Annotated in this window: 22 protein-coding genes; 9 read left to right on the top strand and 13 right to left on the bottom strand. The window is 51.6% G+C overall.

What is annotated here, in order from left to right; all coding sequences use genetic code 11:
* Nucleotides 1-19: 19 nt before the first annotated feature.
* A complete protein-coding gene (locus SK3146_RS27005; RefSeq protein WP_249861675.1) occupies nt 20-1408 on the bottom strand; it encodes an MFS transporter in 1389 nt (462 codons plus the stop codon).
* Between the two features lie 253 nt (nt 1409-1661).
* Between SK3146_RS27005 and SK3146_RS27000 the strand changes: the two genes are divergently transcribed.
* The gene (locus SK3146_RS27000) at nt 1662-2432 is read left to right on the top strand and encodes an IclR family transcriptional regulator (RefSeq protein WP_249861674.1); all 771 of its coding nucleotides are present in this window, start codon (nt 1662-1664) and stop codon (nt 2430-2432) included.
* Nucleotides 2433-2735: 303 nt separating this feature from the next.
* Here SK3146_RS27000 and SK3146_RS26995 read toward each other — a convergent pair whose 3' ends face one another.
* Together SK3146_RS26995 and SK3146_RS26990 are read right to left on the bottom strand one after the other, a co-directional pair.
* A complete protein-coding gene (locus SK3146_RS26995; RefSeq protein WP_249861673.1) occupies nt 2736-4250 on the bottom strand; it encodes an arabinosylfuranosidase ArfA in 1515 nt (504 codons plus the stop codon).
* Nucleotides 4251-4442: 192 nt separating this feature from the next.
* A complete protein-coding gene (locus tag SK3146_RS26990; protein WP_249861672.1) occupies nt 4443-5435 on the bottom strand; it encodes a LacI family DNA-binding transcriptional regulator in 993 nt (330 codons plus the stop codon).
* Nucleotides 5436-5796: 361 nt separating this feature from the next.
* Here SK3146_RS26990 and SK3146_RS26985 point away from each other — a divergent pair, with 361 nt between their 5' ends.
* Nucleotides 5797-7284 carry an IS1182 family transposase gene (locus SK3146_RS26985; RefSeq protein ID WP_249861671.1) on the top strand — a complete coding sequence of 496 codons (1488 nt, stop codon included), beginning with the start codon at nt 5797-5799 and terminating at the stop codon, nt 7282-7284.
* 306 nt (nt 7285-7590) lie between these two features.
* On the opposite strand, the gene SK3146_RS26980 is transcribed toward SK3146_RS26985, so the two are convergent.
* The 6 genes from SK3146_RS26980 to SK3146_RS26955 all read right to left on the bottom strand — a co-directional run bounded on the left by SK3146_RS26980 (nt 7591) and on the right by SK3146_RS26955 (nt 13549).
* Nucleotides 7591-8121, bottom strand: coding sequence for a hypothetical protein (locus SK3146_RS26980; protein WP_249861670.1), 531 nt, complete (start codon nt 8119-8121; stop codon nt 7591-7593).
* Between the two features lie 327 nt (nt 8122-8448).
* A complete protein-coding gene (locus SK3146_RS26975; RefSeq protein WP_249861669.1) occupies nt 8449-9405 on the bottom strand; it encodes a Gfo/Idh/MocA family protein in 957 nt (318 codons plus the stop codon).
* 95 nt (nt 9406-9500) lie between these two features.
* A complete protein-coding gene (locus SK3146_RS26970; RefSeq protein ID WP_249861668.1) occupies nt 9501-10685 on the bottom strand; it encodes a glucuronate isomerase in 1185 nt (394 codons plus the stop codon).
* Nucleotides 10686-10934: 249 nt separating this feature from the next.
* Complete coding sequence (locus SK3146_RS26965) at nt 10935-11645, bottom strand: ABC transporter permease (RefSeq protein WP_249861667.1); 711 nt, start codon at nt 11643-11645, stop codon at nt 10935-10937.
* Complete coding sequence (locus SK3146_RS26960) at nt 11642-12475, bottom strand: ABC transporter ATP-binding protein (RefSeq protein ID WP_249861666.1); 834 nt, start codon at nt 12473-12475, stop codon at nt 11642-11644. The genes SK3146_RS26965 and SK3146_RS26960 overlap by 4 nt, the downstream gene beginning before the upstream one ends.
* A 138-nt stretch (nt 12476-12613) precedes the next feature.
* Nucleotides 12614-13549, bottom strand: a complete 936-nt coding sequence (locus tag SK3146_RS26955; protein WP_249861665.1) for a LytTR family transcriptional regulator DNA-binding domain-containing protein — start codon at nt 13547-13549, stop codon at nt 12614-12616.
* Nucleotides 13550-13884: 335 nt separating this feature from the next.
* Between SK3146_RS26955 and SK3146_RS26950 the strand changes: the two genes are divergently transcribed.
* Nucleotides 13885-14502 carry a TetR/AcrR family transcriptional regulator gene (locus SK3146_RS26950; protein ID WP_249861664.1) on the top strand — a complete coding sequence of 206 codons (618 nt, stop codon included), beginning with the start codon at nt 13885-13887 and terminating at the stop codon, nt 14500-14502.
* Nucleotides 14503-14674: 172 nt separating this feature from the next.
* On the opposite strand, the gene SK3146_RS26945 is transcribed toward SK3146_RS26950, so the two are convergent.
* Nucleotides 14675-15421, bottom strand: a complete 747-nt coding sequence (locus tag SK3146_RS26945) for an SDR family NAD(P)-dependent oxidoreductase (RefSeq protein ID WP_249861663.1) — start codon at nt 15419-15421, stop codon at nt 14675-14677.
* Nucleotides 15422-15769: 348 nt separating this feature from the next.
* Here SK3146_RS26945 and SK3146_RS26940 point away from each other — a divergent pair, with 348 nt between their 5' ends.
* From SK3146_RS26940 to SK3146_RS26915, 6 genes are all read left to right on the top strand, one after another.
* Complete coding sequence (locus tag SK3146_RS26940; RefSeq protein WP_249861662.1) at nt 15770-16033, top strand: hypothetical protein; 264 nt, start codon at nt 15770-15772, stop codon at nt 16031-16033.
* 269 nt (nt 16034-16302) lie between these two features.
* Nucleotides 16303-17298 carry a ubiquinol oxidase subunit II gene (gene cyoA, locus SK3146_RS26935; RefSeq protein ID WP_249861661.1) on the top strand — a complete coding sequence of 332 codons (996 nt, stop codon included), beginning with the start codon at nt 16303-16305 and terminating at the stop codon, nt 17296-17298.
* A gap of 23 nt (nt 17299-17321) precedes the next feature.
* Entirely contained in the window at nt 17322-19295 is a 1974-nt protein-coding gene (locus SK3146_RS26930) for a cbb3-type cytochrome c oxidase subunit I (protein ID WP_249861660.1), read from the top strand.
* A complete protein-coding gene (cyoC, locus tag SK3146_RS26925) occupies nt 19295-19909 on the top strand; it encodes a cytochrome o ubiquinol oxidase subunit III (protein ID WP_249861659.1) in 615 nt (204 codons plus the stop codon). The genes SK3146_RS26930 and cyoC overlap by 1 nt, the downstream gene beginning before the upstream one ends.
* Nucleotide 19910: 1 nt before the next feature.
* Nucleotides 19911-20243 carry a cytochrome o ubiquinol oxidase subunit IV gene (gene cyoD / locus SK3146_RS26920; protein ID WP_249861658.1) on the top strand — a complete coding sequence of 111 codons (333 nt, stop codon included), beginning with the start codon at nt 19911-19913 and terminating at the stop codon, nt 20241-20243.
* Nucleotides 20244-20490: 247 nt separating this feature from the next.
* Complete coding sequence (locus tag SK3146_RS26915) at nt 20491-21519, top strand: stalk domain-containing protein (protein ID WP_249861657.1); 1029 nt, start codon at nt 20491-20493, stop codon at nt 21517-21519.
* Nucleotides 21520-21812: 293 nt separating this feature from the next.
* Here the strand turns inward: SK3146_RS26915 and SK3146_RS26910 are convergent, their stop codons facing one another.
* The 3 genes from SK3146_RS26910 to SK3146_RS26900 are packed head-to-tail and all read right to left on the bottom strand — an operon-like array spanning nt 21813 to nt 24998.
* Entirely contained in the window at nt 21813-23186 is a 1374-nt protein-coding gene (locus SK3146_RS26910; RefSeq protein WP_249861656.1) for a sulfatase family protein, read from the bottom strand.
* A 55-nt stretch (nt 23187-23241) separates the two neighbouring features.
* Complete coding sequence (locus SK3146_RS26905) at nt 23242-24102, bottom strand: carbohydrate ABC transporter permease (RefSeq protein WP_249861655.1); 861 nt, start codon at nt 24100-24102, stop codon at nt 23242-23244.
* Nucleotides 24102-24998 carry a carbohydrate ABC transporter permease gene (locus tag SK3146_RS26900; RefSeq protein WP_283942786.1) on the bottom strand — a complete coding sequence of 299 codons (897 nt, stop codon included), beginning with the start codon at nt 24996-24998 and terminating at the stop codon, nt 24102-24104. The genes SK3146_RS26905 and SK3146_RS26900 overlap by 1 nt, the downstream gene beginning before the upstream one ends.
* Between the last annotated feature and the right edge of the window lie 51 nt (nt 24999-25049).

Below are 25049 nucleotides of genomic sequence, written 5' to 3'. Positions count from 1 at the left end.
AACAACAACCCCTTTACTTTTAAGAAGCGATTCCTTCGCTTTCCACATCTTGTCCGATCGGTTCCCACTTGATCAGCAGCGTCGCAGCGAGCCCGAGGAAGGGTACGATCGCCAGCAGCAGCAGCGTATTGTATAAACCGGCTGCAGCGAGCACGACGGGAAATAGAAAGAAGCCCAAAATACTGCCGACGCGCGTAATGCCTTGTCCGAATCCGGCGCCAAGTCCTCTAAGCTCCGTAGGATACGACAGCGTCGCCATCGTCATCCCTTGCGAGCCCGGTCCGAAAGCATGACCGAATATAAAGGCTGCAAGCAGCACGGCCGAGACGCCGACGTAAGAATTCCCTGTCGTCCCCATGAGCAGCAAACCGATAACCGCTATCACGTAACCGACAATCGACAGCTTGCGGACGCCCCAGCGGGTATTGAGGGATGCGCCGAGAAATCCGCCGAGCGCCCCGAACAAATTGAACACAATCGTGCCGATGATGGCGTAGATGACGCCTTTTCCGAAAATAATCGTCGAAATCGTCGGGATATAGAAGCCTACGGCGAAATATTCCATACTTTGCGTAAAGGTAATGATCGAAGCGAGTATGGTTCTAAGTTTGTATTTCCCCCTGAAGATTTCGGCGTAAGACAGCTTCGCCTTGCTCGGCGCATCGGGGGTGCTTTTGGCGGCCGGATGAACGCGAACTTCGATTTGATACGTTTTGCGGATCACGTTGGCGCTTTCCTCCAGCGACAAATGATGAGCGGCCCATAAAGGACTTTCGTTCATATAAAAATACCGTAAAAACAACACGATGAGTGCAAACACGCCGCCCAGACCGACAGACCATCTCCAAATATATTCATGCTGATTCAAAAAATAAAACGGCAGTGCAATCAACCCGGTAACCGAAGCGGCGCTAAACCATAGAGGGCACCATAATGTGACATTCGCGCCTTTTTTCTTCATATTGCTGTATTCCGCAATGAAGCTTAAAGCTACGGGAATATCCAGGCCGACCCCGATGCCCATGAGCAGACGGAAAAAAACGAGCCAGCCGAAGTTTGGCGAGAGGGCTGCGCCGAATGCGGCGAACACCATCAAAAACAAATCGATCAAGAACATTTTATTACGGCCGAATTTATCCGTATAGTACCCTCCGAATACAGCCCCCAATAAAGAACCTACGGCCATAATGGCCGTCAAGCTTCCCAGCTCGACCGCCGTCAAACCGAACTGCTGCTGCAGCTGGGCGGTGCCGATTCCGATGCTCGTGAAATCGTAAGCGTCTACAAACACGCCCGCCAGCGCCAGCAAAATAATTTTGAATCCCGGCTTGCTTACCGGATTGGAGTTGATGAAATCGACGATGTCACGTCTGCTCCTGACTTCCAATACTCGCGCCTGCTCATTCATCTTGTCATTGACTCCTTCTTCGATTATTTGTTCCGATTTTCGGAACTGTAATTCCGTTTTTCAATCCATATATATACGATCATTATAGTCGGTATTTAACGAAAATCAAGAAAAACTTTTGCACCCGATTCATTGCATGACGGCAGCGGCCATGGAGTTCCCCCATCATTCAGTGTATACTTGATTTACGAAAGGAAACGCCAGTCAATATTGCAAAATCGTCATCAGCCAATTCGGGAGGAACCGTCGCAACGTGCAGAACAAAAATAAAACCGTCGTCAGATCGATGGATATTCTTAACCTTTTCTTAGATCGCTTCAAGCTGAGCATGAATGAAATCGTACAGCTCTCGGGTATTCCCAAAACTTCCGTGCATCGAATGATCGGTTCGCTGGAAGACATGGGCTTTCTTCATAAAGACAAAGACGGGTATTACTCCCTCGGGTTGTTGTTCCTTCAATTCGGAAATCTGGTCGCCGAGCGGCTGGACATCCGCCGGATCGCTTTGCCGGTGATGGAAAAGCTGCGGGACGACATCGGGAACGCGGTCCATCTCGTCCTCAGGGACGGGCAAGAATGCATATACATTGAAAAACTGGATACGAATCATCCCGTTCGGCTGTTCACCAAAATAGGCAAAAAAGCCCCCCTGTATGCCGGAGCATCCTCGCGGACGATTCTTGCTTTCATGCCTGACGATGAGCGGGAACGCTACGTCGATGAGATTGAACTATTGCCGATCAGCTCCGGAACGATGACCGATAAGGATGCGCTGCGCGCCTCGCTGGAGCTTACCCGGCGACGGGGCTACAGCTTCAGCCGCTCCGAGCTTGAAGATTATACCGCCGAGTTAAGCGCCCCGATCTTCGATCATACGGGACAAATTATCGCCGCGCTTAGCTCCGCAGCGCTCGAAGTGCAGTTCGGGGAGGAAAACCTGCCTGAACTGATACATCAAGTCAGACAGGCCGCCGCAGAAATATCGCGGAGGCTCGGCTGCAACGAGACGAGATCATTCGGCTAATCGTAGAACAAATCCCCCAAAAGCCATCCATGCCGCTACGCGGCACCACAGACAATGGAAATGGGGTACCAAGAGTAATTTCCAGGGTAGTGACGTGATGCTCTGAAGCTTATTCCGTCCGCATCCAGCCTAAGCTGGATCGGCGTCTAACCCTTCCTCTGGGATCGTTCTATGGGTAGACTTTACTTTCGGGGGAGACCACGGATTTCCACAGGATATGGCTGCGCATCATTTCCTAGACAACAAAAAAAGGACAAGCCCGCCATCACAGCGACTTGTCCTTTTCTCTATCCGGTTCCGCGCTTACGGCCGCTTGGCCAAGCGGATCACATTCCAGGAAAACTTCGGCAGCGAGGCGACGACGAAGCCGTCCTTCCCCCCGGCGTCGCCGCGGTTGTGAGGCTGCACCTGCCCGCGCGCGGCCGCGGTGTTCCGCGCCTTCGCGTCGTCGTTCTCGAGCACGATATGCTCGATGACCCGGTACTCCTGGAAGTTGCGGATATCGCATTCCAGCAGCAGCGACTCGTGCAGATCGCGATTGACCGCGAAGATGGTCAGCTCGTCTTTCTCTTCGTTATATACGGCCGTAGATTCCAAATACGGCACATCCGTAAAGTCCTTGCTGTCATACAGCGGCGAAGAGACGATCGGATTCAGCGCCGCGCCTCTGCCGTACACCGACGCATGCATGTACGGATAGAAGATCGTCTGCTTCCACGCGCCGCCGCCCTTCTCCGTCATGATCGGAGCGATGACATTGACCAACTGCGCCATGCAGGCGATCTTCACGCGGTCGGAATGCTTCAGCAGCGTGATCAGCATGCAGCCGACCAGAATGGCGTCCTCGAACGTGTACACATCCTCCAGCTGCGGCGGCGCGATTTGCCAAGGGTCTCTCTGGCTGTCCGCATCATGGGAATGATACCATACGTTCCATTCGTCGAACGACAGATGGATCGTCTTTTTGCTCCGCTTCTTGGCCTTGACGTAGTCGCAGATCGCCGCCACCGAGCGGATAAAAGCGTCCATATCGAGCGATCGCGCCACGAAGTTGGCCGTATCGTTATCTCTGTTGCCGTAGTACGTATGCAAGGATATGTACTCCACATGATCGTAAGTATGATCGAGCACGGTCGCTTCCCAATCGGCGAACGTCTTCATCGCGCGGCTCGAACTGCCGCAAGCGACCAGCTCGATCGTCGGATCGACCCATTTCATTACCTTGGCCGCCTCGCAGGCGATGCGTCCGTATTCCTCCGCCGTTTTATGCCCGATCTGCCACGGGCCGTCCATTTCGTTGCCAAGGCACCACGTTTTGAACTTATGCGGCTCCTTGTAACCGTGCTTGATACGAAGATCGCTCCAATAAGAGCCTGACGGATGATTGCAGTACTCGACCAGATTTCGCGCCGCATCAATCCCGCGGGTGCCGAGGTTGACGGCCATATTGACTTCGGAGTTGACCTTCTTCGCCCAGTCGGCGAACTCGTTCGTTCCAACCTCATTGGTTTCGATCGTTTTCCAGGCCAGCTCCAGCCGGCGCGGACGATCCTCCTTCGGACCTACGCCGTCCTCCCAGTTGTAGCCGGATACGAAGTTGCCTCCGGGGTAACGGACGAGCGGCACGTTCAGCTCCTTCACCAGCTCGATGACATCTTGGCGGAAGCCCTGCTCATCGGCGAGCGGATGCCCCGGCTCGTAAATCCCTTCGTAGACGGCGCGCCCCAAATGCTCGATGAATGAGCCGTAAATCCGGTTATCTATGTTCGAAATGATAAAGTCTTTGTCCACAATCATTTTGGCTTGTTTGCCGCTCATTGAAATGACTTCCTCTCTCGTTATCATATTGGGATAAGTGCTCCGTGTGCGTACACGATTTTAGCAAAAAAGAAAGATGGCGAAAAACGCCGACTGTGCATGCGAAAACGTCTTCCGACTGCTGCCCGCCCCCGAATTTCTTTGAACGGTATCGTGTGCGCACACGGTCATGAGTAAAAAACAACCGCCGGATCATATCGAAGCTCCGGCAATTATGCGGTAAGGCAGCAGCGGCACCGGCGCCGCCGATCCTTGCTCGATTTGTTCCACCGCGCAGCGGACCGCTTGCAGACCAAACTGCTCTACATCGTACTCCACCGTCGTCAAGGCCGGCGTTACATATTTCAGCACGTCGATATTATCGAAGCCCATCAGGCCGACGTCCTCGGGAATGCGAAGCCCTCTGCCCTTCAAATGATTCATCACTTCCAGCGCATAAATATCGCAAGAACAAACAATCGCCGTACGCGGCTCGCCATCGCCGAAGCTCATCCGGCCGATTGCCCCCACATAGTCTTTGTCCGTGACGATGACAGGCGGTTCGTGTATTCCGCATTCCTTCAAGCCCTCGAGACATCCGGCGAAACGTTCTTCCTGAGTAAAAATATTGGTTTTCCCTCGATAAGACAGCGGCGGGCATACGTACACGAACCTTTCGTAGCCTTTGCCGCAGATGTATTGCACGGCTTCCTTCATCGCTTTGCGGTCGTCGATGCCGATATAGCTCCAATCGCCGGACACCCGGTTGCATACGGTAACGACCGGAACGTTCAAGCTTTTCAAATAATGATCGAACGCTTCCCCGTAGTTGATCGCAAAGATGATGATCCCGTCCACCTTGCGGTGGAGCAGATGCTCGATGCATTTCTTCTCATTGTCCGGGTCCTTGTTCGTCAGCACAAGATCGACAAAATAGCCCTGCCGCCTGCACTCGGCCTCAATAGAGTTCATGAGCTGGGCGAACGAGCGGTTGTACAGATCGAACAGCACGACGCCGATGGTCATCGTTCTTCCTTTGGCCAAGCTTCTCGCCATATAATCGGGCTGATAATTAAGCTGCCTGGCTACCTCGATGATCTTCGCTTTCGTTTTCTCGCTGATTCCCGGGCGATCGTTCAAGGCTCGGTCGACGGTACCGGGAGATACTCCACAGATGACGGCGATTTCTTTGATTGTAACTCCCATAACTCCTCCTGCACCTCTGGCTGCCGCAGGCATGGTCCCCATTGCTCTTCAGCATGCTCTTACTTCTTTTCGTGTGCGCACACGTTCATTGCTAATCTCACTATAAACCGATCCATTTCAGGAGTCAATATTAAAAAGTACGGCGATTGCCGCGCGACCTGGGGTCGATAAGGGGTTCACTCGCTGCTGCGGAGATCGCCGTCTGCAAAGTCGAACGCTTACGCTTCTCCAGATTTAAACGGCCCCTCCGCTATTTTTTCACCACGCTTCTAAGAGTCTGTCCGACGAAACAGGAAAAGCATAGTTTCGTCGCGAAACTTAACTGTAATCTGTTTATCTGGTAAAAAAGGGTGTGTGGTTTATGGCAAAATTTAAATCTTACTCCACGGAACAAGGTGAATTGTTTCCGATGTATTTGAGCGATTGGATCCCTGAAGATCATTTAGTGCGGCTTGTTAGCGACATCGTGGATCAGTTGGATCTCACGGTCATGACAAATCGGTATTCCCATCGCGGAGAAGAAGCCTATCACCCCGCCATGCTTTTGAAGTTATGGTTCTATGGCTATGCTACGGGTGTGTTCACCTCCCGGACCCTTCGTCAGGCTATGGATGAAAATATTCCTTTTCGTTGGCTATGTGGCGGCCATCGACCGGATTTCCGTACGCTCAGCGATTTTCGAAAGGATCACCTCGAATCATTACCGGGACTTTTCAAACAAGTGGTACACATCGCCATACAGCTAGGGTACGTGTCCCTCGGTCATGTCAGCATCGATGGTTCGAAGCTGAAAGCCCATGCATCGAAGCATAAGTCGATGTCGCGAGATCGGATGAACCAGGAAATCGAGCGTCTGGAAAAGGAAATCCGCGAAGCTCTCGAGCAAGCCGGCCAGATAGACGACCAAGAGAACGAAGAGCCCCTTTCGCTGTTGCCGGAATCGGTGACCAATCGCCAATCCCGACTTGAAAAAATCAGAGAGGCGCTCAGACAGTTGGAAACTCGCAAACCGGTAGAGGAATCGAAGACACCGGACAAAGATCAATTCAACTTTACCGATCCAGATTCCCAAATCATGGATACGAAAACCCAAGGCGTCATCCAAGGATATAATCCGCAAATTGCCGTAGATGCGGATCAGGGATTCATCGTCGGACTGCAGATGAACCCTAGCAGCAGCGACCAACACCAATTCCAGCCGGTGCTCGGTTCCATCCGCAACATAACGGGAAAGGTGCCCGAGAAAGTGAGTGCGGACGCAGGGTACTTTAGTGCGGACAACATTCAGGCGGCGACGAAGGCCGAGACCGACGCCTACATCGCGGCAACCCGTGAAAACAAGCCGCACGGGAATCCGTACGATAAAACCAACTTTACGTATATCCCGGAAACGGATACCTATGTGTGCCCAGCGGGACAAACGCTGATCCACAAGTACACATACTATGAAAAGGATCCTCAAAAAGCGACTCAATGGGTGTATATGAGCGATGCCTGCCTGACCTGCCCGTTTCAAAAGGACTGCGTTAAGTCCGGATCCGGTAAACGAAGGGTCAAACGCAATGAAGGCGATCCGATCCGAGAAGCCATGAGAACCAAAGTGCAAAGCGATGCCGGTAAAGACATTTACCGGTTACGTAAAGCCATCGTGGAACCCGCGTGGGGGCAAATGAAAGAATGTCAGGGCTTTCGTCAGTTTCACCTCCGTGGCGAAGATAAGGTAGAGGGTGAGTTCGTCCTTTTGGCTTTAAGCTATAATTTAAGAAAGCTTCATTCTGCCAAATATCCCAAACCATCCACGGTGTATAAACGGGAGAGGTCTGCCCAAAAACGTAAAAAAGCGGCGTAACTCCCACAAAGGCAAAGAAAGACACAGTGATTATACTCAAATCGTGATGAAAAATCATTTGAAAACCGAGTCTTACTCCGAAGGGACCTACAAAAGTAACTCCGTCGGACAGACTCCTAAAGGGATGGTGAAAAAGTCCGCTGCGGCGTCCATTTGATCCTCCAATCGCTGTTGAAAACGGATTCTTTGGATTGTTTTTTCGTTTTTCTGTGGAGAGAATCCGTTTTCAAAGGCGAACGCTTACGCTTTTCCAGATTCAAATGGCCCCTCCGCTCTTTTTTCACTACGCTTCTAAAGACCTTGCGTTTAACGCCGATACGGAGGCTCCGCGCCCCCGCCTCCATGCGCTCCCATCGAGCCGCGCGTCACCTCATAGCTCATCCGGTGCTCTCCGTTCTCCGCTCCTTTGCTCCAGCGCTCGATAAAATCGACCTGGTACCGCTCCTTCCCCTTCATTGGCGTTACCGCCGTTTCCCGCTCCACGTCGTAGCCTTCGATCTGCAGCTTCCTTACTTCCCCCTCCTGCTTGGGAAACAGGTCGATCAGCGTGCCGCTGCCCGAGGTGGCGAATGCAGCCGCATCGGCAGCGGTGAACGGAGGCAGAGGCGGGGAGGCCGCATACACGGCGCCTGCCAGCAGCCCGAATAAAAGCAGGGGAGTAGCCAGCACCGCGGCCCGGGTTCTCTTTCGGCCAAACTGCAGAAACCAGGGAACGAACCGGTCGAAGACGAAGAACAGCACGGCGGCCAAGCCCCCATAATCGCGAACATGGACGACTGAACGACGAAGCCGAAGGCAAAGCCCATAGCGGTATGAAGAAGACCCGACACGATCCATTCTCCCGGACCCGCTGCCTTAAGCTTGCGGGCCGCCAGCTCCAGCAGCACGGAAACGATAATGCCGTAAACGAAAATAACCGGTACCGCATATAACGCGATCACCGCTGCCCACGACAAGTAGTGTTCCGCAGCTTGCGGAGCCCCGCCTCCCAAACTCAAATAAGGAAAAGACAGCCATAGCACCATCGCCCATGAAGCGAAATAAGCGGCCAAGCATTTTCTCCCGAACATTCTGCATCCTCCTCCGCACCATCGTCATCGTTGAACAAAAAGCCGCCGTCCGGTTATAGATACCCCGGCAGCGGCGACCTTTTCCTTACACGGTTTACGGGAGCACAACAGGCACTCTGCGCCCCTCTTCATTCGATAGCTTGGCATAATGGACAAGCGCTTGCGTCTTCAAATAATCCGTGCCGCTGGTTTCACCCGGACGCCGTTCTTCAAGAGAGCGCACAAACTCCGTCAGCGCATCCGGAGCGTGAACGCCGCTGAAATCGCTGATCGTCTCCACAGCGTCGCCGCGAACAACATGGATGATCTGATCCTTGTATTCGATCATCCCTTCCGTTCCTTCAATATGCCAGTTGCCCATCCACGGCGTCTGTACGCCCCGGGAAGCGATGGAGCCGGTATAGCTTGCCTTAATGCCTCCCTCCAGCTCCAGAACGGCGTTCGTATTAATGACGGCGCCTTCTTCCTCCCAGCCGCCGATCGGATTGTACATATCGGCATACACCGAGATTCCCTCCGCTCCGGTCAAATACCGGATCATATCGAAATGATGCACCCCGATATCGTCGAGCAGGCTGACCGTATATTTGCGCTCCACATGATGGTAACGGTAAAACAGGATGTCCAGGGTGGAAATCCGACCGATAGCTCCCGAATCGAGCACCTGCTTCAGCTTGCGGACCGAAGCGAGGCAGCGGTAATTTTCGGCAATCATAAAAGGAATCCCTTCGCGCTCGGCGCGCCTGACGACCTCTATCGATTCGTTGTAATCGAACGAGATCGGCTTCTCGCACAGAACCGGCAGCTTGCGGTCGAAAGCGGCGTTATTTACCGGCGTATGAGCCATCGGCGACGTCACATTGACGACGAAATCAACCTTCTCCTTCTGCAGCGCTTCCTCCAGCGACGTATAGAACGGAAACGGGTCCGCTTCCATTTTGCTCTTCATCGACGGGTCCATCTCTACGACAGCGGCCAGCAGCCCTCTGTCTCTTAATTTCTTATACCAGGAGAACCCCGCGCTCCCCAGTCCCACCAACAATGCCTTCATCGATTTCTGCTCCCTTCTCCTTCGCGAGCGGCCGCTTTCTCGCCAACGTTTTCGGCCTTCCGACTTCCGAAGTATACGCTTTCTACTTCGGACGATCAGCCGTTAAACCCGTAGCGGCGCGCCGCGCTTTCATACAGCCAGCCTTTGGCTGTCTGCAAAGCCGTCTCTTCATCCAACCAGCCGGCTTCAATCTGCTTATACAAAAATTCGCCAATCAGCTTTTTAACCAAGTATATTTTACCATAACTCCACTCGATGCAGCGCGCATCCGATACGATAAGCGAACTTTTTATAGCCGGAATGGCTTCGAGCCGGTACTGCATACTATCGCGATACGTGCTGGCGCGGAAATTAAACCACCACATGCCTCCGACATGAACGTTCGGAAAATTCCAGGCGGCCTGCACGACGTCCAAATTGTTGATCTCCGAGGCGACGACCAGCTCGAACGCGATCGCATATTTCTCGAACAAGCCGGACAGCTTCAATATCCGCTGCGGGTCGTTGGCCGGCACCGCCTCACCGCACCACGACCGTTCCACGCCGAGAAACAGCTGAAGAAACATGCCGTGCTGCTCCAGCGTCTCGCAAATCACGTGCAGCAGCACCATCATCATCTGATCCCGCGTCGCGCCCTCGGTTACGGAATAATCCCGGTTCGCCTGCGCATCGTAGCCGGGCAGCGTCGTCATGATCCCGGGATAGCCCTGCTTCTTGAACTCGGATATTAACTGACGGATAGTTTGCTTCACAGCATCCAATGCCTGCACAGGCGACTCAGCTTCGTGAACCGTTCTAGTCCATTCGAACAATCTCCCGTCAATCCTCGGAATCACAATCGCATCCCGCCGCATATCGTTGAACTTGGCATGCTCGGGAATATTCGTCACGAAAGCCCGAATGTTCAGCTTATCCGCCACCTCCTGCGCCCATTGCGGACGCATGGCGGATGCCCGCACCGCCGCGTCGGCGTCGCGGATCGACTGCTCGTCGGAAATCGTAATGCCGTACAAATTTCGAAAAATATGGGTAAACACCCCGTTCATCAGCGTATTGCGCGTCGCGCGGTAAGCCGGCAGGAAGGCGGCGATTCTATCTTCCTCCGTCAGCTCCAGCGCATTAGCCGGATAGCCTCCGGCCTGCATCTCCCGATTCAGCCAAAAATAATGCGCGATTTCCCAGAAATCCCGCGCCGCCAGCCGATCCCCGACCAAATGAGTATGCGTATCCAATACGTCCAGTCCCATAATCTCTTCCATCCATGCTTCTTGATTCAACATCAGTCGATCCACCCTCTCTTTCATTGAATGTTGAAGCTCTTCCAACCATCATACTATTTGTCCGCAGTGCCGGCCATGGCTTAACTTAGAATCGGGGTTGTCGTTTTTTACGTTTTTTTCCTCCTGCCGGGTCCGGTTTGGAGATGTCTGCTTTTTCGCAGCTGTTCTAAGAATCTATCCGACAAAGTTACTGTTTCTTCGAATTCAATCGCTGAAGCTTGTGCAGGTAACGTTTGCTCCCTCCTCATTCTACTCATCCTTTAACCGCCGTTGGCACAAAACAACAGACACAATCGTTAATACAATCGTCCATGCCAAAATAATGAGGAGAGGCTTCATTAAGTCTCCTATCGTAAAGCCCGTTTGGGGTACATTTAGCAAGTGCACAAGCTGGCTGCTTGGCATGTAATCTAGCACTTTGAAGATCGGATAATCATCCGCTATTACCGCTCCCCATGGCGCCCCGGAGAATATCATCGCCACAGGAAGGATCGATAAGGAAGCGTCAAGCAGCGTTTTGGAATATAATCCGCAGATCGTTCCGAGCGCTGTGTATAAAATAATGGAAACAATGTTTGCTGCCACAAACGCCCATAGGCTAGCCGGCTCATAGCCAAATATAAATAGTGAAATAATCAGAACAACAGCGGACATGACAAAAACTAACGCGCTTTTACCGACTAACACATCTATGATCGTTGCCGGCGTCATCATTAATGAGCGTAACGTGTTGCGTTCCTTTTCTTCCGCAATCAGGCATGCTTGTACAAAACACGTTAGGAGAACAAACGAAATATTGTGAAGGAAACCGATAGCTCCAGGCAAATTCGGGCCTGCGCTGCGAAAAAGAAGGGCTAAAATAATGGGGAAAATCAGCATAATGGAGATGGCGTAATTGCGTGAAAACTCCTTGTAATCCTTCACGAATATCGCTCGCGCACGTTTCAATGAGATGCTCATAACAGCTCACTTCCTGTCATTTTGATAAAAATATCGCCTAGAGTGGGTTCTTTCGTCTCTAAGCGATCAATTAATCCTGATTTCATCCAATGAGCTATTTTGTCAGCCGCTTCCTCATTGATCGGAAGTTCATATGCTTCCCCGTTTATTAGTTCTACACAAACGGCATTATCCCGATGCTGCTTTTTAAGCTCCTTGGGCGTGCCGATGGCTTGGATTTGTCCTTGATACAGGATGGCTACACGGTTGCACAGCAATTCCGCCTCAGCCATATCATGCGTTGTTAAAAAAATCGTTGTTCCGTTCTCATTTAAAGAGCGTAATCCTTTATAGATGTGTACTGTATTGATCGGATCTAACGCCGAGGTGGGTTCATCCAAAAATAACAATTCCGGCTCATGAATAATCGCACATGCCAACAGGACACGCTGGCGCATCCCTTTGGAGAGGAGATTCACCTTCTTTTTTCGCTCCCCGCTTAAGTTTACAAAATGCAGCACCGTATCCATTGAAGATTCCGGTAAATCATATAGCTGGCGATACAAATTCAGATTTTCCTCGATTGTTAATCTCTCATATAAACCGCTATTATCGGTCAAAATGCCAAAACGCATTTTCTGTGCTGACTGATGCATCATTTCCGATGGCCCGTTAAATACGCTTGCTTGTCCGCTTGTCGGATTTAGCTGCGCCGTTAACAGCTTTATTAATGTTGTTTTTCCTGAACCGCTCGGTCCTAGAAAACCAAAAATTTCTCCCTTATGGATGGAAAAAGACACATCGGAGAGTACGTCCCTTTTCCCAATATGTTCGACCTGAATAACAGCCATTCACACCACTTCCTTAAGAGTTAATGGCTTAACTATACAGAGATTGCATGCCCCCAGCCATCTAAATCCCCCGAAATGTAGCTGTTTTGCTCTGAATTGTACCCTGGAATGCTTGACTGAGCCGTCTTTGACGCGGAATCAAAGGTTAAGAAGTGCTTTTAAATCCTGTAATTTTGTTCGAGACAATGGAACAACGGTATCTTTGCCAGTATGTAATCGCAGGCTGTAGCTATTTTTCGTCCATGTAATGATCTCTCTTACTTTTTGCAAATTAACGATGTAGGATCGATGGCATCTGAAAAACCCGAAGCTCGCCAATCTCTGCTCAAGCTCGGTTAACGTCAAAGCGCAGTCATAATTTTCGCCATCGACATGAACAAGTATCGAGCCCTCTACACTTTCGATAAAATCAATTTCAGGCGGATTAAATAAAATGACTTTGCCATTTCTTTTTGTATAAATCTTTTGTAAGGTGATATTGGCCGAGTCCTGCTGCTGCGCTTCCTGTTGATCTTCTTCAGAGTCCTGAATATCCAAAGGATGAAAGCCAAGCTCATTTAACCGGTAAATGACATCACAGGAAATGAGGGCATCCTCAAAATTCGAAGTTAAAATTAAAATCTGCTTTTCTTTCGAAAGATCATCCAAAATCCGTTTAAACTGGCGACGATCTTGTTCTTCCAAATAAAAGTAAGGCTCCTCCAATACAAGTGTAGGCTGATGCGCAAAATAGACACGCAGCAAGGTCACATACATTCTTTTGGATGGGCTTAGATTCTTGATTTTCACCTTCCGGTCTTCTTTTAAAGCAAAATAATCCAATAATAGAGCGGCACGCTCATTCCGCTCTGTTACGTTGATTAGAAACGTGATTAATTCTTCCACTGTTAAATGGATATACTCGTTTTGTTGAGCTCGGAATATATAATATTGGGAACGATCCCGCAATTGATTCATTAAAATCCGCTTTCGCCTCAAGTCTGTTATAATGCCAAGCAATTGGTTACATGCCATCTTTAACTCGATCTTCGGAAGAAATAATTCCCCATCATTATACACGGATTGAAATTGCATGCCGTCCTCCTATCGCTGCTTTTGGATACATGAAACAATTATAATGATTGAATTATTTTTTGTCAGCTTCCATTGGAAACATACATCTAATAATCGCAAATGATCACTAGATTATTATTTCCTCTTTTTAACACTGCTCATCAACAAAATCGCGATGCTGCAGCTTTTTTCGGGACGCAGCGTTGCAGCGCTATGTGAAGCTCTTAAAGTACGATAGCTGAGTTTTTGATGGTTGATCAAAATATGCGGAATGTTCACGGGATATTATGTATTTCAACGACTCTTCTATATATAATAGAAATACAGTATCAATAACAGGAGACATCAGCCGAACTATGACCCATGCCAAAAAAGACCCCCGAGTGATCCGGACGCAGCGTCTGCTTCGCGCGGCGCTGATCGATTTGATGGAGGAACGCGAGCTGGAGCAAATTACGGTCCAGGACATCGCCGAGCGCGCCACCGTCAAACGGGCCACCTTCTACCTTCATTATGAAGACAAACAAGCGCTGCTGACCCAATGCATCGACGAATTATTGAACGAGCTGCGCGAGCAAGTCGATACAGCCGAATCCGATTACGAAAGCTTCGACTACTTAAGCGGCGAGCCTCATCCGAGCTTTGTCCGCCTGTTCCATCACATCTCCGTTCATTACAATTTCTATACCGCAATGCTGGTCAAAAACAGGGTTGCTCCATTTGCCGAAGGCTTGCTGAAAGTCATTCATGAATTCGTGTCCCGGGGGATTGACCGGACCGAGCCGGACGACGGCAATTTGACAGCGCGCCGCGAGGTCGTCGTGAAATACGTCGAGTCCGCCTTTTTGGAGGTCATCATTTGGTGGCTGGAGCGGCAGATGCCCTATTCCGAATCCGATATGGCCGCGCAGCTTATGAATCTGTCCATTCACGGACCTTACATCCGCATTCCCGGCAGACGCAATCCGCAGTGAGCAAACATCTATCAAACGCCCCTTCATAGATGAGCGATTAAGGGTCCGAGCAAACAAAAAAAGACCGCTCCGTATAGCCATTAACCGTAACCCCGGCCGGGCAGATCGCATCTGCCGATCGGAGGCGCAGTTCAAGCTAAACAAGCGGTCTTTCTTTATGGAACATGGATCGTTACAGCGCCGTCCAGCCGCCGTCGATCACCAGCTCCGAACCGGTAACGAATCTGGCTTCGTCCGAAGCGAGGAACAGCACGCCGTAGGCCACATCCTCCGGATTGCCGAAATAAGGCAGCTGCGTATAAGTCTGATAATAAGGCAGCGCGTCTTTCATCGAAGGCTCCGTCATTGGAGTGACGATGATGCCCGGATGTACCGAATTGACGCGAATCTTATCTTTGCCGTATTCGACCGCGGCCGATTTGGATAAAGCGCGCAGCGCGCCTTTGGCTGCGGTATAAGGGCTCGTCCCGGCCATCCCGACGATGCCGCCGATCGAAGAAATGTTAATCAGCGAGCCGCCGCCGGCTTTTTGCATTTCGGGTATGACGTATTTCATGCCGAGTACGCAGCCGGACAAATTAATGTCCATCACTTTATCCCATTCGTCCATCCCCATGTTGGCAATCGTCTTCGTCGTCGATATGCCGGCATTATTGACCAAAATGTCGATTTTGCCGTACCGTTCCACCGTTTCCCGAACGACCTGCTTCCACTCTTCCTCCGAAGCGACGTTATGCTTCAACCCTACAGCTTGTCCGCCGGCGCCGCGGATCTCCTCCATCACTTCCTGCAACACGTCTTCCTTCACGTCCGTTCCGATCACGACAGCGCCTTCCTTCGCGAACAATTTGGCTTCCGCCGCACCCATACCCAGCGCAGCTCCAGTGATAACGGCTACTTTTCCCGATAAACGTCCCATGATTATCTTCCTCTCCTTTTTTTGTTTAGAAGCTATGTACAGAGTATACACCCAAATCATCAATTTCGTGAAGTATTATACACAATGTCCATTAAATCAAATTATGGGAAGGAATATTTTTGTCCAGCCTTGTCTTTTATTTGGATAAAGCCGCGCATAAAACCCTTATAAATCGGGGATTTTAACATATTATCGGGCAAATGCCGGTCCTGACTTCCGGAGAAGTCGGCCTTCATCTAATTTTGTCCGAATTGCGATAAAAAATCGAACATTCCTTGAACAAATTGTGTATAGTATGTTATACTGGTAACAAAGAAAACACTTACAAAGGAAATGGAAGTGATCATTATGACGACGAAAACCGTATCCGTAAGCAGCGTGCGCCACAATGAGAGGGATGTGCAGCGGCTTGTTAATTGGATGACAGCGGCTGCCTGGACGATTCTTGGCATCGGCGTTCTAATGTGTCTGTTTAATTTGCATCATTTCAGCGATCACAATACCTCGCTAATGGTAGGGATTGGATTCCTGGTCGGCAGCGTTCATATTTATGTCATTCGCACCGCCATTCATCTCGTTCATTCTCGCGCCGAGCAATCGGATGATAAATAATTGATTGCAATTTTCCCACAGTCTGTTAGACTTTTTCCAGTGAAACCCCTTTAAGAGCAAATCTTAGAGGGGTTTTTGTTTTCCGTTAATTTACATTCATCTTTTTCGTGAACTTTTTTTTACGGAAAAAAGTCGAAACCTTGACGTATTTGTTAACAGCTCACACATCGGACCGATTATCTGTTATCTTAGTCATAGACAAGAACGTTCAATATTTCACAAGTCAGTAATCCGGGGCGTTCGGAGATATTTCAAGGAGATGATATTACATGCGACTAACGAAAAAGGCTGCTCGGATTGCGGTTCCGCTGCTCTTTCTGGCCATGATCGTACTCCTTTCGGGCTGCGAATCCATGATGGTTATGAACCCGAAAGGACCGATAGCTGCCGGTCAAAAAGATCTTATTATTATCGCGACGATCTTGTGCGCCATTGTGTTGGTGCCCGTTCTGATCTTAACCGCGTATATCGTATGGCGGTACCGCGACAAGCCGGATAACAAGGCCGCATACAAGCCGAACTGGTCGCACAGCACGAAAATGGAGATCGTATGGTGGGGCATTCCTATCGTCATCATCATCGCTCTGGCCGCCTTCACAGCGCGCGACACTTATGCACTGGAGCCGTCTAAGCCTATCGCATCGGATAAAAAGCCTATTACGATTCAAGCGACGTCTCTGGATTGGAAATGGCTCTTCACATACCCGGAACAAGGCATTGCAACGGTGAACTACATCGAGATTCCGGAAGACACGCCGATTAAATTCGAATTAACGTCGGATGCGCCGATGAACTCGTTCTGGATTCCTCAGCTCGGCGGGCAGATGTACACGATGTCCGGCATGGCGATGACCTTGTTCCTGCAAGCCGACGAGCAAGGCGATTACTTCGGTACCGGAGCCAACTTCAGCGGCAAGCACTTTGCGGACATGAAGTTCCAGGTTCATGCCACATCGAATGAAGAATTTAACAACTGGATCAATGAAGTGAAGAAGAAATCAAATCCTCTTACTGAGGAAGGCTATAATCAGCTGGCGCTGCCGGGCACATCGGATAGACAGCTGTTCTCTTCCTTCCCTGAAGGATTATTCAACCGGATCGTGACCAAATACGTCACAGGCGGCGGTCACGCCCATCACGGATCGACAGAGAGCGGAGAAGCCGCCAAACAGGAGCAGCCTAAAGCTGCCGATCCGAAGAAATCGGGGATGGACTCCGGCAGTACGGATATGAAACAGGATCATAGTCAACATGCTGCACAATAGAATGAAAGGAAGGGGGCACTCACATGCTGGATAAAATTAAAGATTTTGCATCATGGTTTTTCGTAACCGGCGACCCGATGATTCTTGGCGCACAAGTCAGTATTGCGCTCGCCATGGTAGCCATCGTGTTCGTGCTGTCATATTTCAAAAAATGGGTTTGGCTGTGGCGCGAATGGCTTACTACCGTCGACCATAAACGTATCGGCATCATGTATATTTTATGTTCGATCCTTATGCTGTTCCGCGGCGGGGTGGACGCTCTGCTCATGCGTCTGCAGCTCGCCCTTCCCGGCGCTTCGTTCCTGGAGCCGGAGCACTACAATCAGATTTTTACAACTCACGGCGTCATCATGATCTTGTTCATGGCGATGCCGCTCATGTTCGGTTTGTTCAATGTCGTCGTGCCGCTGCAAATCGGCGCCCGCGACGTCGCTTATCCGTTCCTGAACTCGCTGAGCTTCTGGATGTTTTTCTGGGGCGCCATGCTGTTCAACGTTTCCTTCGTCATCGGCGGATCGCCGGACGCAGGCTGGCTGGCTTATCCTCCGTTGTCCGAGCTTTCGCATAGCCCGGGCGTAGGCCAAAACTTCTATATTTGGGGTATCCAAATCTCCGGTATCGGGTCTTTGGCGACAGGGATTAACTTTATCGTCACCATTCTCAAAATGCGCGCACCAGGCATGAAGCTGATGCAAATGCCGATGTTCACCTGGTCCGTATTGTCGAGCTGTATCATGATTATTTTCGCTTTCCCTATTTTGACCGTCACTATGGCGCTGCTATTCCTGGACCGCTTCTTCGGAGCGCATTTCTTCACGCTCGATATGGGCGGTAACCCGATGATGTATATCAACTTGATTTGGATGTGGGGACATCCCGAGGTGTATATCGTCGTCGTGCCGGCGTTCGGTATATTCTCCGAAGTCGTCGCCACGTTCGCCAAGAAAAAGCTGTTCGGTTATTCTTCGATGGTTTTTGCCATGCTTATAATAAGCGTAATGTCCTTCTTTACTTGGGTCCATCACTTCTTCACGATGGGTTCGGGCGCCGACGTTAACGTCTTCTTCGCCATCACGACGATGGCGATCGCGATACCGACAGGGGTCAAAGTCTTTAACTGGCTGTTTACCTTGTTCCGCGGCCGTGTATCCTACCCTACGCCGATGCTGTGGACCGTCGCTTTCATACCTTGCTTTGTCATCGGCGGGATGACGGGCGTGCTGCTTTCGGTAGCGCCGGCCGACTTCCAGTTCCATAACAGCTACTTCCTGATCGCGCACTTCCACCAAGTGCTGATCGGCGGCGTCGTGTTCGGTTATTTCGCAGGATTGTATTACTGGTGGCCAAAAATGTTCGGCTTCAGTCTGAACGAGCATTTGGGCAAATGGGCATTTTGGCTGTGGAACATCGGCTTCTACGTATGCTTCATGCCGCAATATTTCCTGGGTCTGGACGGTATGACCCGCCGTACGTACACGTACGATTTCGATATGGGCTGGGGCCCGCTCAACCTGGTTTCGACCGTCGGCGGCTTCTTGATGGGTATCGGCTTCATTTTCCAAGTATGGCAAATCGCCTACAGCATCAAGCATCATAAACGCGACGTGACCGGCGACGCCTGGAACGGCCGCACGCTCGAATGGTCTATTCCTTCGCCTGCGCCTATGTACAACTTTGCGACATTGCCGCAAGTGCATGCCGTAGACGACTGGTGGGAAACGAAGCAAAAACTCGCTCAAGGCGCTAAGCCTGAGCCTACGGCGCCGTTGGAGCCGATTCATATGCCGAAAAACTCGGCTATCCCGTTCATCAAGTCGACTCTGTGGTTTTTTGCAGGCTTCGGCTTCGTATGGGGCTGGCTATGGCTGGCCATTCCGGCCATGATCGGCGTGCTCCTCTGCATGCTGGCGCGTTCGTTCTCTTACGATACGGACTACTATATTCCAGTAGATGAAATTAAGCAGACGGAAGCTGCACTAAGGGGGCTGAAGGTCTAATGGCACATGCGGCAGCGCATCACGGACACGACAATCACGATCATGATCATCACGATCATGAATCGCTCAAAACGTTCGGTTTCTGGATATTCCTGATCACCGACTGTATTTTATTCGGATCTTTGTTTGCAACCTATATCGTCCTCCACGGTAACACCGCCGGAGGACCGACAGCCAAAGAGCTGTTCTCCATGCCCGGCATTATCGCCGAAACGTTCATTCTCTTGACGAGCAGCTTCACGAGCGGCCTTGCCGTGCTCGCCATGCACAAAGGCAACAAAAACCAGCTGATCGGCTGGCTGGCCGTTACCGCGCTGCTCGGCGCATCGTTTGTGGCGCTTGAAGTCAACGAGTTCGTGCACATGGTTACCCATGAAGGAGCTACGATCTCCACCAGCGGCTTTTTATCGGCCTTCTTTACGCTCGTCGGCACGCACGGACTTCACGTATCTTTAGGTTTGTGCTGGATGATCGGCTTAATGTTCCAACTGAAAAAACACGGCATTACGTCCGTGACCAAGCGCAAGGTCGACGTCATCAGCTTGTACTGGCATTTCCTGGACGTCGTATGGATTTTCGTCTTCACGGTAGTTTATTTGATGGGGGTGATGTAAGATGAGTCAATCCAATACCCATTCGCATGACGCGCATTCCGGTTCGCACGGATCGCTCAAATCTTATGTCATCGGCTTCATTCTGTCCATCGTGCTCACGATCATTCCGCTGGTTGTCATCATGAACCATATGTTCAGCGAAACGGCCCGAATTGCCGTTATTCTGATCATGGCGATATTGCAGTTCGCCGTTCAGCTCGCTTTCTTCATGCATCTGAAGGAAGGCGAGAACGCCCGCTGGAACATCATGGCTCTGGTGCTCGGTCTGATTATTCTGCTGACGATCGTCGCAGGCTCCATCTGGATCATGACCTACAACCAAGTCGCTCATTGATCGATCATTGGGGTAAAATAACCCCACAAAGTGGGGCCTTGGCTTCGAAGCGGATTCAGGTACTTTGCGGGGAGCCCCGAAATTTATAAACGCTATAATGTTAAAATAGAGAGCATTCTTCGGTCCGCCGGAGAATGCTCTTTCTTTTTTTCTGCGAAAACTGCAACAAATCGGGCTGAAGTTCCGTCAATGCTATTGTAATTCAATTGGTTACATCTAATGATCACACTTAAAGGAGAACGTATTTATGAACAAAGCAATGAAACGAAGCGCAGCTCTTCTCGCTCTTTCCATGACATTAACCGGAGGAGCCGCTTATGCCGCTCCCGGCGACGCCGTGCCTGCGGCGGCGGTCGTAACCGCTCAGCCTATAGCTGCGCCGGTGCAAATTACGTTAAATAACGAACCGCTGGCGGCAGCCGGTTATCTGAAAGCCGGACAGCCTATGCTGCCGCTCCGCGCCGTATCCGAAGCGTTAGGCTTTACGCTGACGTGGAACCAGGCGGACGCCTCGGTCGACTTGGTCCAAGGCGCTGCTTCCGCGCATTTGAAAACCGGCGAAGACCAGTACAGCTTGAATAAAGCGATCAAAACGTTAGGCGCGGCTCCCGAGCTCGTCGACAATACCTTATATATTCCCGCTTCGTTCGTAAGCGAAATTTTGAACGCGCAAGTTCAGACGGAAGGAGCGGCGGTGACGATTTCTAACAGCGAAGTGAAAAAGACCGCCCAAACCAAAGGGATCATCACCGCAATCCGCGACACCGACGGTCACCGCTCGATTCAGCTTAACGGCGTCGCCGTGGACGGCATCGTGCTGAACGTATCGGACGATACGGTATACGAAGATGCGCAGGGCGCGGCGCTCGCCTTCGCCGACCTTGCCGTCGGCATGGAAGTCGAAGCGGAGCATTCCCTTGCCGCTACGCTCAGCCTGCCTCCGCAAACGCCGACGTACAAGCTTACCGTGATCAGCGGCGCTGAGTCCAAGGATATGCTGGGCACGTCGGGAACGATTGAAGAGGTCCGTACGGGAAGCGACGGCTCGACCAGCCTGCTGATCAAAGGAACCGGGCTGACGGAAACATCGCCCGGCGAGATCGTGCTGCAGTTGTCCGAGCAAACGAAGCTCACCGATATCCAAGGCGAAGCCGTCGACGCAAGCAAACTGACGCAAGGCGCCAAAGTTATCGCCGTCTACAGCCCGGTGATGATCCGCAGCTTGCCGCCGATCGGCAAAGCGGCGAAGATCGTGCTGCAAGCCGCAGCCGAGTAAATCGCGCGATGCCGACTGTACCGCGGCTGGCCGGCTGGTGCCTCAGCTTGATTAGCCTCTGCGGGCAGCACGAACCGCGCTCCATACCGAAGCCGCCCGGCCGCAGACTTCTGCGGCCGGGCGGCTTCGGCGTTTTTATGCGGCGGCAATCCGCTGACGGAACGCGGCGGTCGGATCGCTATATCGGGCTAATGCCAGCCTTATCTGCAATGTCCGGGAGCGACGGAAGCCGGTGTGGGAAGCATCCCGGCTGGAGACGGCCCCTTGCCTTATGCTTCATCCTCTGTCCAGCTTCAAGCCCGGCACTCGTCCTCCAGCACCTTCAGCTGCCCTATCGCTTGCTCATGGACGGCCTCTATGCGTGGAGGCGCTTCTCCCGCCTCGATCATTCGGCGAACGAGCCTCTCTCTCATCACCTGCTTCACTTCCCGATGAGCTTCGCTTGCTATAAGGTTATGCAGCTCCCACGGGTCGGCTTGCAAGTCATATAGAAATTCCTCGACGTAGAGATCGCTGCAGCTATCCAGTATGGCGTCCCGCTGCGGAGCGCTTACGCTGTATTTCCAGCGCTCGGTGCGCACGGCCCGTCCGACCTGCGACTCGCTGATCTGCACGAACATCTCGCTCGGCCATTCCGTCTCCTGCCGTCTGACGAGCGGCATGACCGAACGCCCCTGCATCGCTTGGGGTACCTCAAGCCCCGCCGCATCCAGCAGCGTCGGCGGCAGATCGATCAGGCTGACGAGCTCGCGGACGCGCCCTCCGCCTTGAAAGCCTGGCCCCCAGGCGGCCGCAGGAATGCGGATCGAGCTGTCGTGACACGAGCGCTTGTACTCTTCGTTGCGCGTTTTGAAATGACAGCCGTGGTCGGATGTAAAGAGAACGATGGTGTCGCCCGCCAGATCGAGACTGATCAATGCGTCCATCAAGCGGCCCAGCGCTTCATCCAGCCGCTTGACCATCCCGTAATAGCCGGGCAGATGCCGCTGCGCGGTTCCTCCGAGCGCTGCCAAGTCGGGCGGCGTCCAGGCGGAGACGTAAGAAGTCTCAAGTCCCGACGGCGCGGGATAATCGTCTCTGCGGTTTTGATGATGCGGCTCCAGGAAGGAGAGGAACAGGAAGAACGGCTCGTCCTGATGATCGCTCACATAGCGGATCGCCGCGTCCGTCAAAGCGTCCACCCGGTACCCCGGCAGCTTAACCCGCTCGTTGTCGTTGTTGTAAACGATCGTATCGTAAGCGTCGGACGTATGCTCGAGAGAGTCGGCCGCGAGCCAATATTCGTAGCCGCCGCGCAGCTTCTCCGGCACCGGCTCCGTCCTCGTGGACGCCAAATGCCATTTGCCGATATACCCGGTTCGATAACCGGCATCACGAAATTCGTGAGCCAGCGTGCGGGAGCTGTCCGGAAGCGGAATTCCGTTGCGATAGCATCCGTTCTCCGTAGCATATAGTCCGGTTTGCAGACACGCTCTGGCCGGCCCGCAGACCGGCTGGCATGTGAACGTATTGTATAAATGAGTCCCTTCCGCGGCCCACCGATCAAAATGGGGAGTAAGCCCTAACGGATTGCCGTGCAGTCCGGTCGTATCCCAGCGCTGCTGATCCGTAAAGAACACAATGACATTCGGTTTTTGAAGCTTCTGTTGCTTTTTCTGTTGCGGCATAGCCTAACACCCTTCCTTCGATGATTTCCCGCGTCCGCTTCGTTCCGAACGCAAGTTAACCTTTAATCCCCGTCGTGGCGATGCCTTCTACGAAGTAGCGCTGGAACATAAAGAAGATAAGCAGCGGCGGCAAAATGGCGACGACGGACATCGACATAATCTGATTCCATTCCACCGTCCCTCCGGTCGAATCGATGGTCATCCGGAGCGCCAGCGAAACCGTATACTTCTTGACGCTGTTGATGAAAATAAGCGAATTGAAGAAATCGTTCCACGTCCAGATAAACTGAAAGATCGCCGCCGAGAACAATGCGGGCTTGCAGAGCGGCAGCAAAATTCGAAACAAAATCGTAACCGGATTGCATCCGTCCATAACCGCCGATTCGTCCAGCTCCCGGGGCAGCCCGCGAAAAAACTGGATCAGCATAAATATAAAAAACGGATAGCAGGCAAAAATCGCCGGCACGATAAACGGCAAATACCCGTCAAGCCATCCCAGATTACGGAAGATCAAATACCGGGGAATAATAATGACCGCTTGCGGCAGCATCAGCGTCGAAATCATCAGCGCGAACAGCACGCTCTTGAGCGGAAACTGGAACCTGGCGAAGCCGTAAGCGACAATCGCGCTGGACACCACGGTAAAAAATACGGTCGGCACGACGAGCAGCAGCGTGTTGAAGAAGAAGGTGTCGTAAGTAAACTGCCCCGTCCCCTGCCATCCTTTGCTGTAGGAATCCCACACGAACGTTTTCGGGAGCAGCGACAGCGAGCCGAACAAGTCGGTGTTCGTTTTGAACGAACCGAAGAACAGCCAGATCAGAGGATAGATCATAAGCAGGCCGAATGCGAGCAGCAGCAAATTTTTGATCCATCTGCCGGCAGCCGTAGGCTGCTTTCCGTATTGCAGCATCATCACATTTTCCCCCCGTCTTCATAATGCACCCAGGATCTGGATGAACGGAAAATAAGCAAAGTCAAAATCAGAATGATCGCAAACAGCACCCAGGACAAGGCGGACGCATACCCCATATGCAGCAGCTTGAAGGCATCGTCGTAAATTTTCATTCCGATCAAATACGTCGACTTCATCGGCCCGCCGTTTGTCACGACGAAAGCGGCGGTAAATTCCTGCAAAGCCCCGATCGTCTGCATGACCAGGTTAAACAATATGATCGGCGTCAGCAGCGGCATGGTGATGTTAAAAAACATTCTTACCCTGCTCGCCCCGTCGACCATCCCGGCTTCATACAGATCGGTAGGAATTTGCTTCAACCCGGCGAGAAACAATACCATCGAAGAACCGAACTGCCATACGACCAGGAAGCTGATCGTCCAAAGAGCCACGTTCGGGCTGCCCAGCCAATCGATCGACGGTATATGCAAAAAGGACAGTGCCTGGTTAACGATACCTTCGCGCATAAACAGGAACCGCCATAAAATCGAGATCGCCACGCTTCCGCCCAAAATGGACGGCAAATAGTACATCGTCCTATATACGTTAATGAATCTCCCTTTGGAGTTCAGAATGATCGCTACGAATAAAGCGAATGCCAGCTTGAGCGGCACCGCCATTAAAGTATACAAGAGGGTTACGCGCAACGACGGGAAGAAATCTTTATCATCCTTGAACATCGTTACGTAATTTTGCAAACCGACGAAATGCGTCGCCTTCACGATCGAATAGTCCGTAAACGAATAATACAGCGACAAGAGCAGCGGATAAAACTGAAACCATGCGAATCCGATAATCCACGGAGAAATGAACAATAGTCCCCAAGCGGCATTCGTGAACTTCATTGACTGCTTCAATATTCTGACTCCCTTCTGTGTTCAAACATGCCGGTCATTTGGTAACGGAGA

The sequence above is a fragment of the Paenibacillus konkukensis genome (genome assembly GCF_023523925.1).
Taxonomy (GTDB): Bacteria; Bacillota; Bacilli; order Paenibacillales; family NBRC-103111; genus Paenibacillus_S; species Paenibacillus_S doosanensis.
Note: the sequence above shows the minus strand (reverse complement) of the source record. Positions and strands in the feature narration are given on the sequence as shown.

What these genes read in the sequence shown, in the direction of transcription:
- SK3146_RS26980 (WP_249861670.1), bottom strand. Translation starts at nt 8,121, where the DNA reads ATGGATCGTGTCGGGTCTTCTTCATACCGCTATGGGCTTTGCCTTCGG.
- SK3146_RS26950 (WP_249861664.1), top strand. Translation starts at nt 13,885, where the DNA reads ATGACCCATGCCAAAAAAGACCCCCGAGTGATCCGGACGCAGCGTCTG.
- SK3146_RS26930 (WP_249861660.1), top strand. Translation starts at nt 17,322, where the DNA reads ATGCTGGATAAAATTAAAGATTTTGCATCATGGTTTTTCGTAACCGGC.
- SK3146_RS26975 (WP_249861669.1), bottom strand. Translation starts at nt 9,405, where the DNA reads ATGAAGGCATTGTTGGTGGGACTGGGGAGCGCGGGGTTCTCCTGGTAT.
- SK3146_RS26905 (WP_249861655.1), bottom strand. Translation starts at nt 24,102, where the DNA reads ATGATGCTGCAATACGGAAAGCAGCCTACGGCTGCCGGCAGATGGATC.
- cyoD (WP_249861658.1), top strand. Translation starts at nt 19,911, where the DNA reads ATGAGTCAATCCAATACCCATTCGCATGACGCGCATTCCGGTTCGCAC.
- SK3146_RS26960 (WP_249861666.1), bottom strand. Translation starts at nt 12,475, where the DNA reads ATGGCTGTTATTCAGGTCGAACATATTGGGAAAAGGGACGTACTCTCC.
- SK3146_RS26990 (WP_249861672.1), bottom strand. Translation starts at nt 5,435, where the DNA reads ATGGGAGTTACAATCAAAGAAATCGCCGTCATCTGTGGAGTATCTCCC.
- SK3146_RS26945 (WP_249861663.1), bottom strand. Translation starts at nt 15,421, where the DNA reads ATGGGACGTTTATCGGGAAAAGTAGCCGTTATCACTGGAGCTGCGCTG.
- SK3146_RS26985 (WP_249861671.1), top strand. Translation starts at nt 5,797, where the DNA reads ATGGCAAAATTTAAATCTTACTCCACGGAACAAGGTGAATTGTTTCCG.
- cyoC (WP_249861659.1), top strand. Translation starts at nt 19,295, where the DNA reads ATGGCACATGCGGCAGCGCATCACGGACACGACAATCACGATCATGAT.
- SK3146_RS26955 (WP_249861665.1), bottom strand. Translation starts at nt 13,549, where the DNA reads ATGCAATTTCAATCCGTGTATAATGATGGGGAATTATTTCTTCCGAAG.
- SK3146_RS26970 (WP_249861668.1), bottom strand. Translation starts at nt 10,685, where the DNA reads ATGTTGAATCAAGAAGCATGGATGGAAGAGATTATGGGACTGGACGTA.
- SK3146_RS26965 (WP_249861667.1), bottom strand. Translation starts at nt 11,645, where the DNA reads ATGAGCATCTCATTGAAACGTGCGCGAGCGATATTCGTGAAGGATTAC.
- SK3146_RS26940 (WP_249861662.1), top strand. Translation starts at nt 15,770, where the DNA reads ATGACGACGAAAACCGTATCCGTAAGCAGCGTGCGCCACAATGAGAGG.
- SK3146_RS26910 (WP_249861656.1), bottom strand. Translation starts at nt 23,186, where the DNA reads ATGCCGCAACAGAAAAAGCAACAGAAGCTTCAAAAACCGAATGTCATT.
- SK3146_RS27005 (WP_249861675.1), bottom strand. Translation starts at nt 1,408, where the DNA reads ATGAATGAGCAGGCGCGAGTATTGGAAGTCAGGAGCAGACGTGACATC.
- SK3146_RS26915 (WP_249861657.1), top strand. Translation starts at nt 20,491, where the DNA reads ATGAACAAAGCAATGAAACGAAGCGCAGCTCTTCTCGCTCTTTCCATG.
- SK3146_RS26995 (WP_249861673.1), bottom strand. Translation starts at nt 4,250, where the DNA reads ATGAGCGGCAAACAAGCCAAAATGATTGTGGACAAAGACTTTATCATT.
- cyoA (WP_249861661.1), top strand. Translation starts at nt 16,303, where the DNA reads ATGCGACTAACGAAAAAGGCTGCTCGGATTGCGGTTCCGCTGCTCTTT.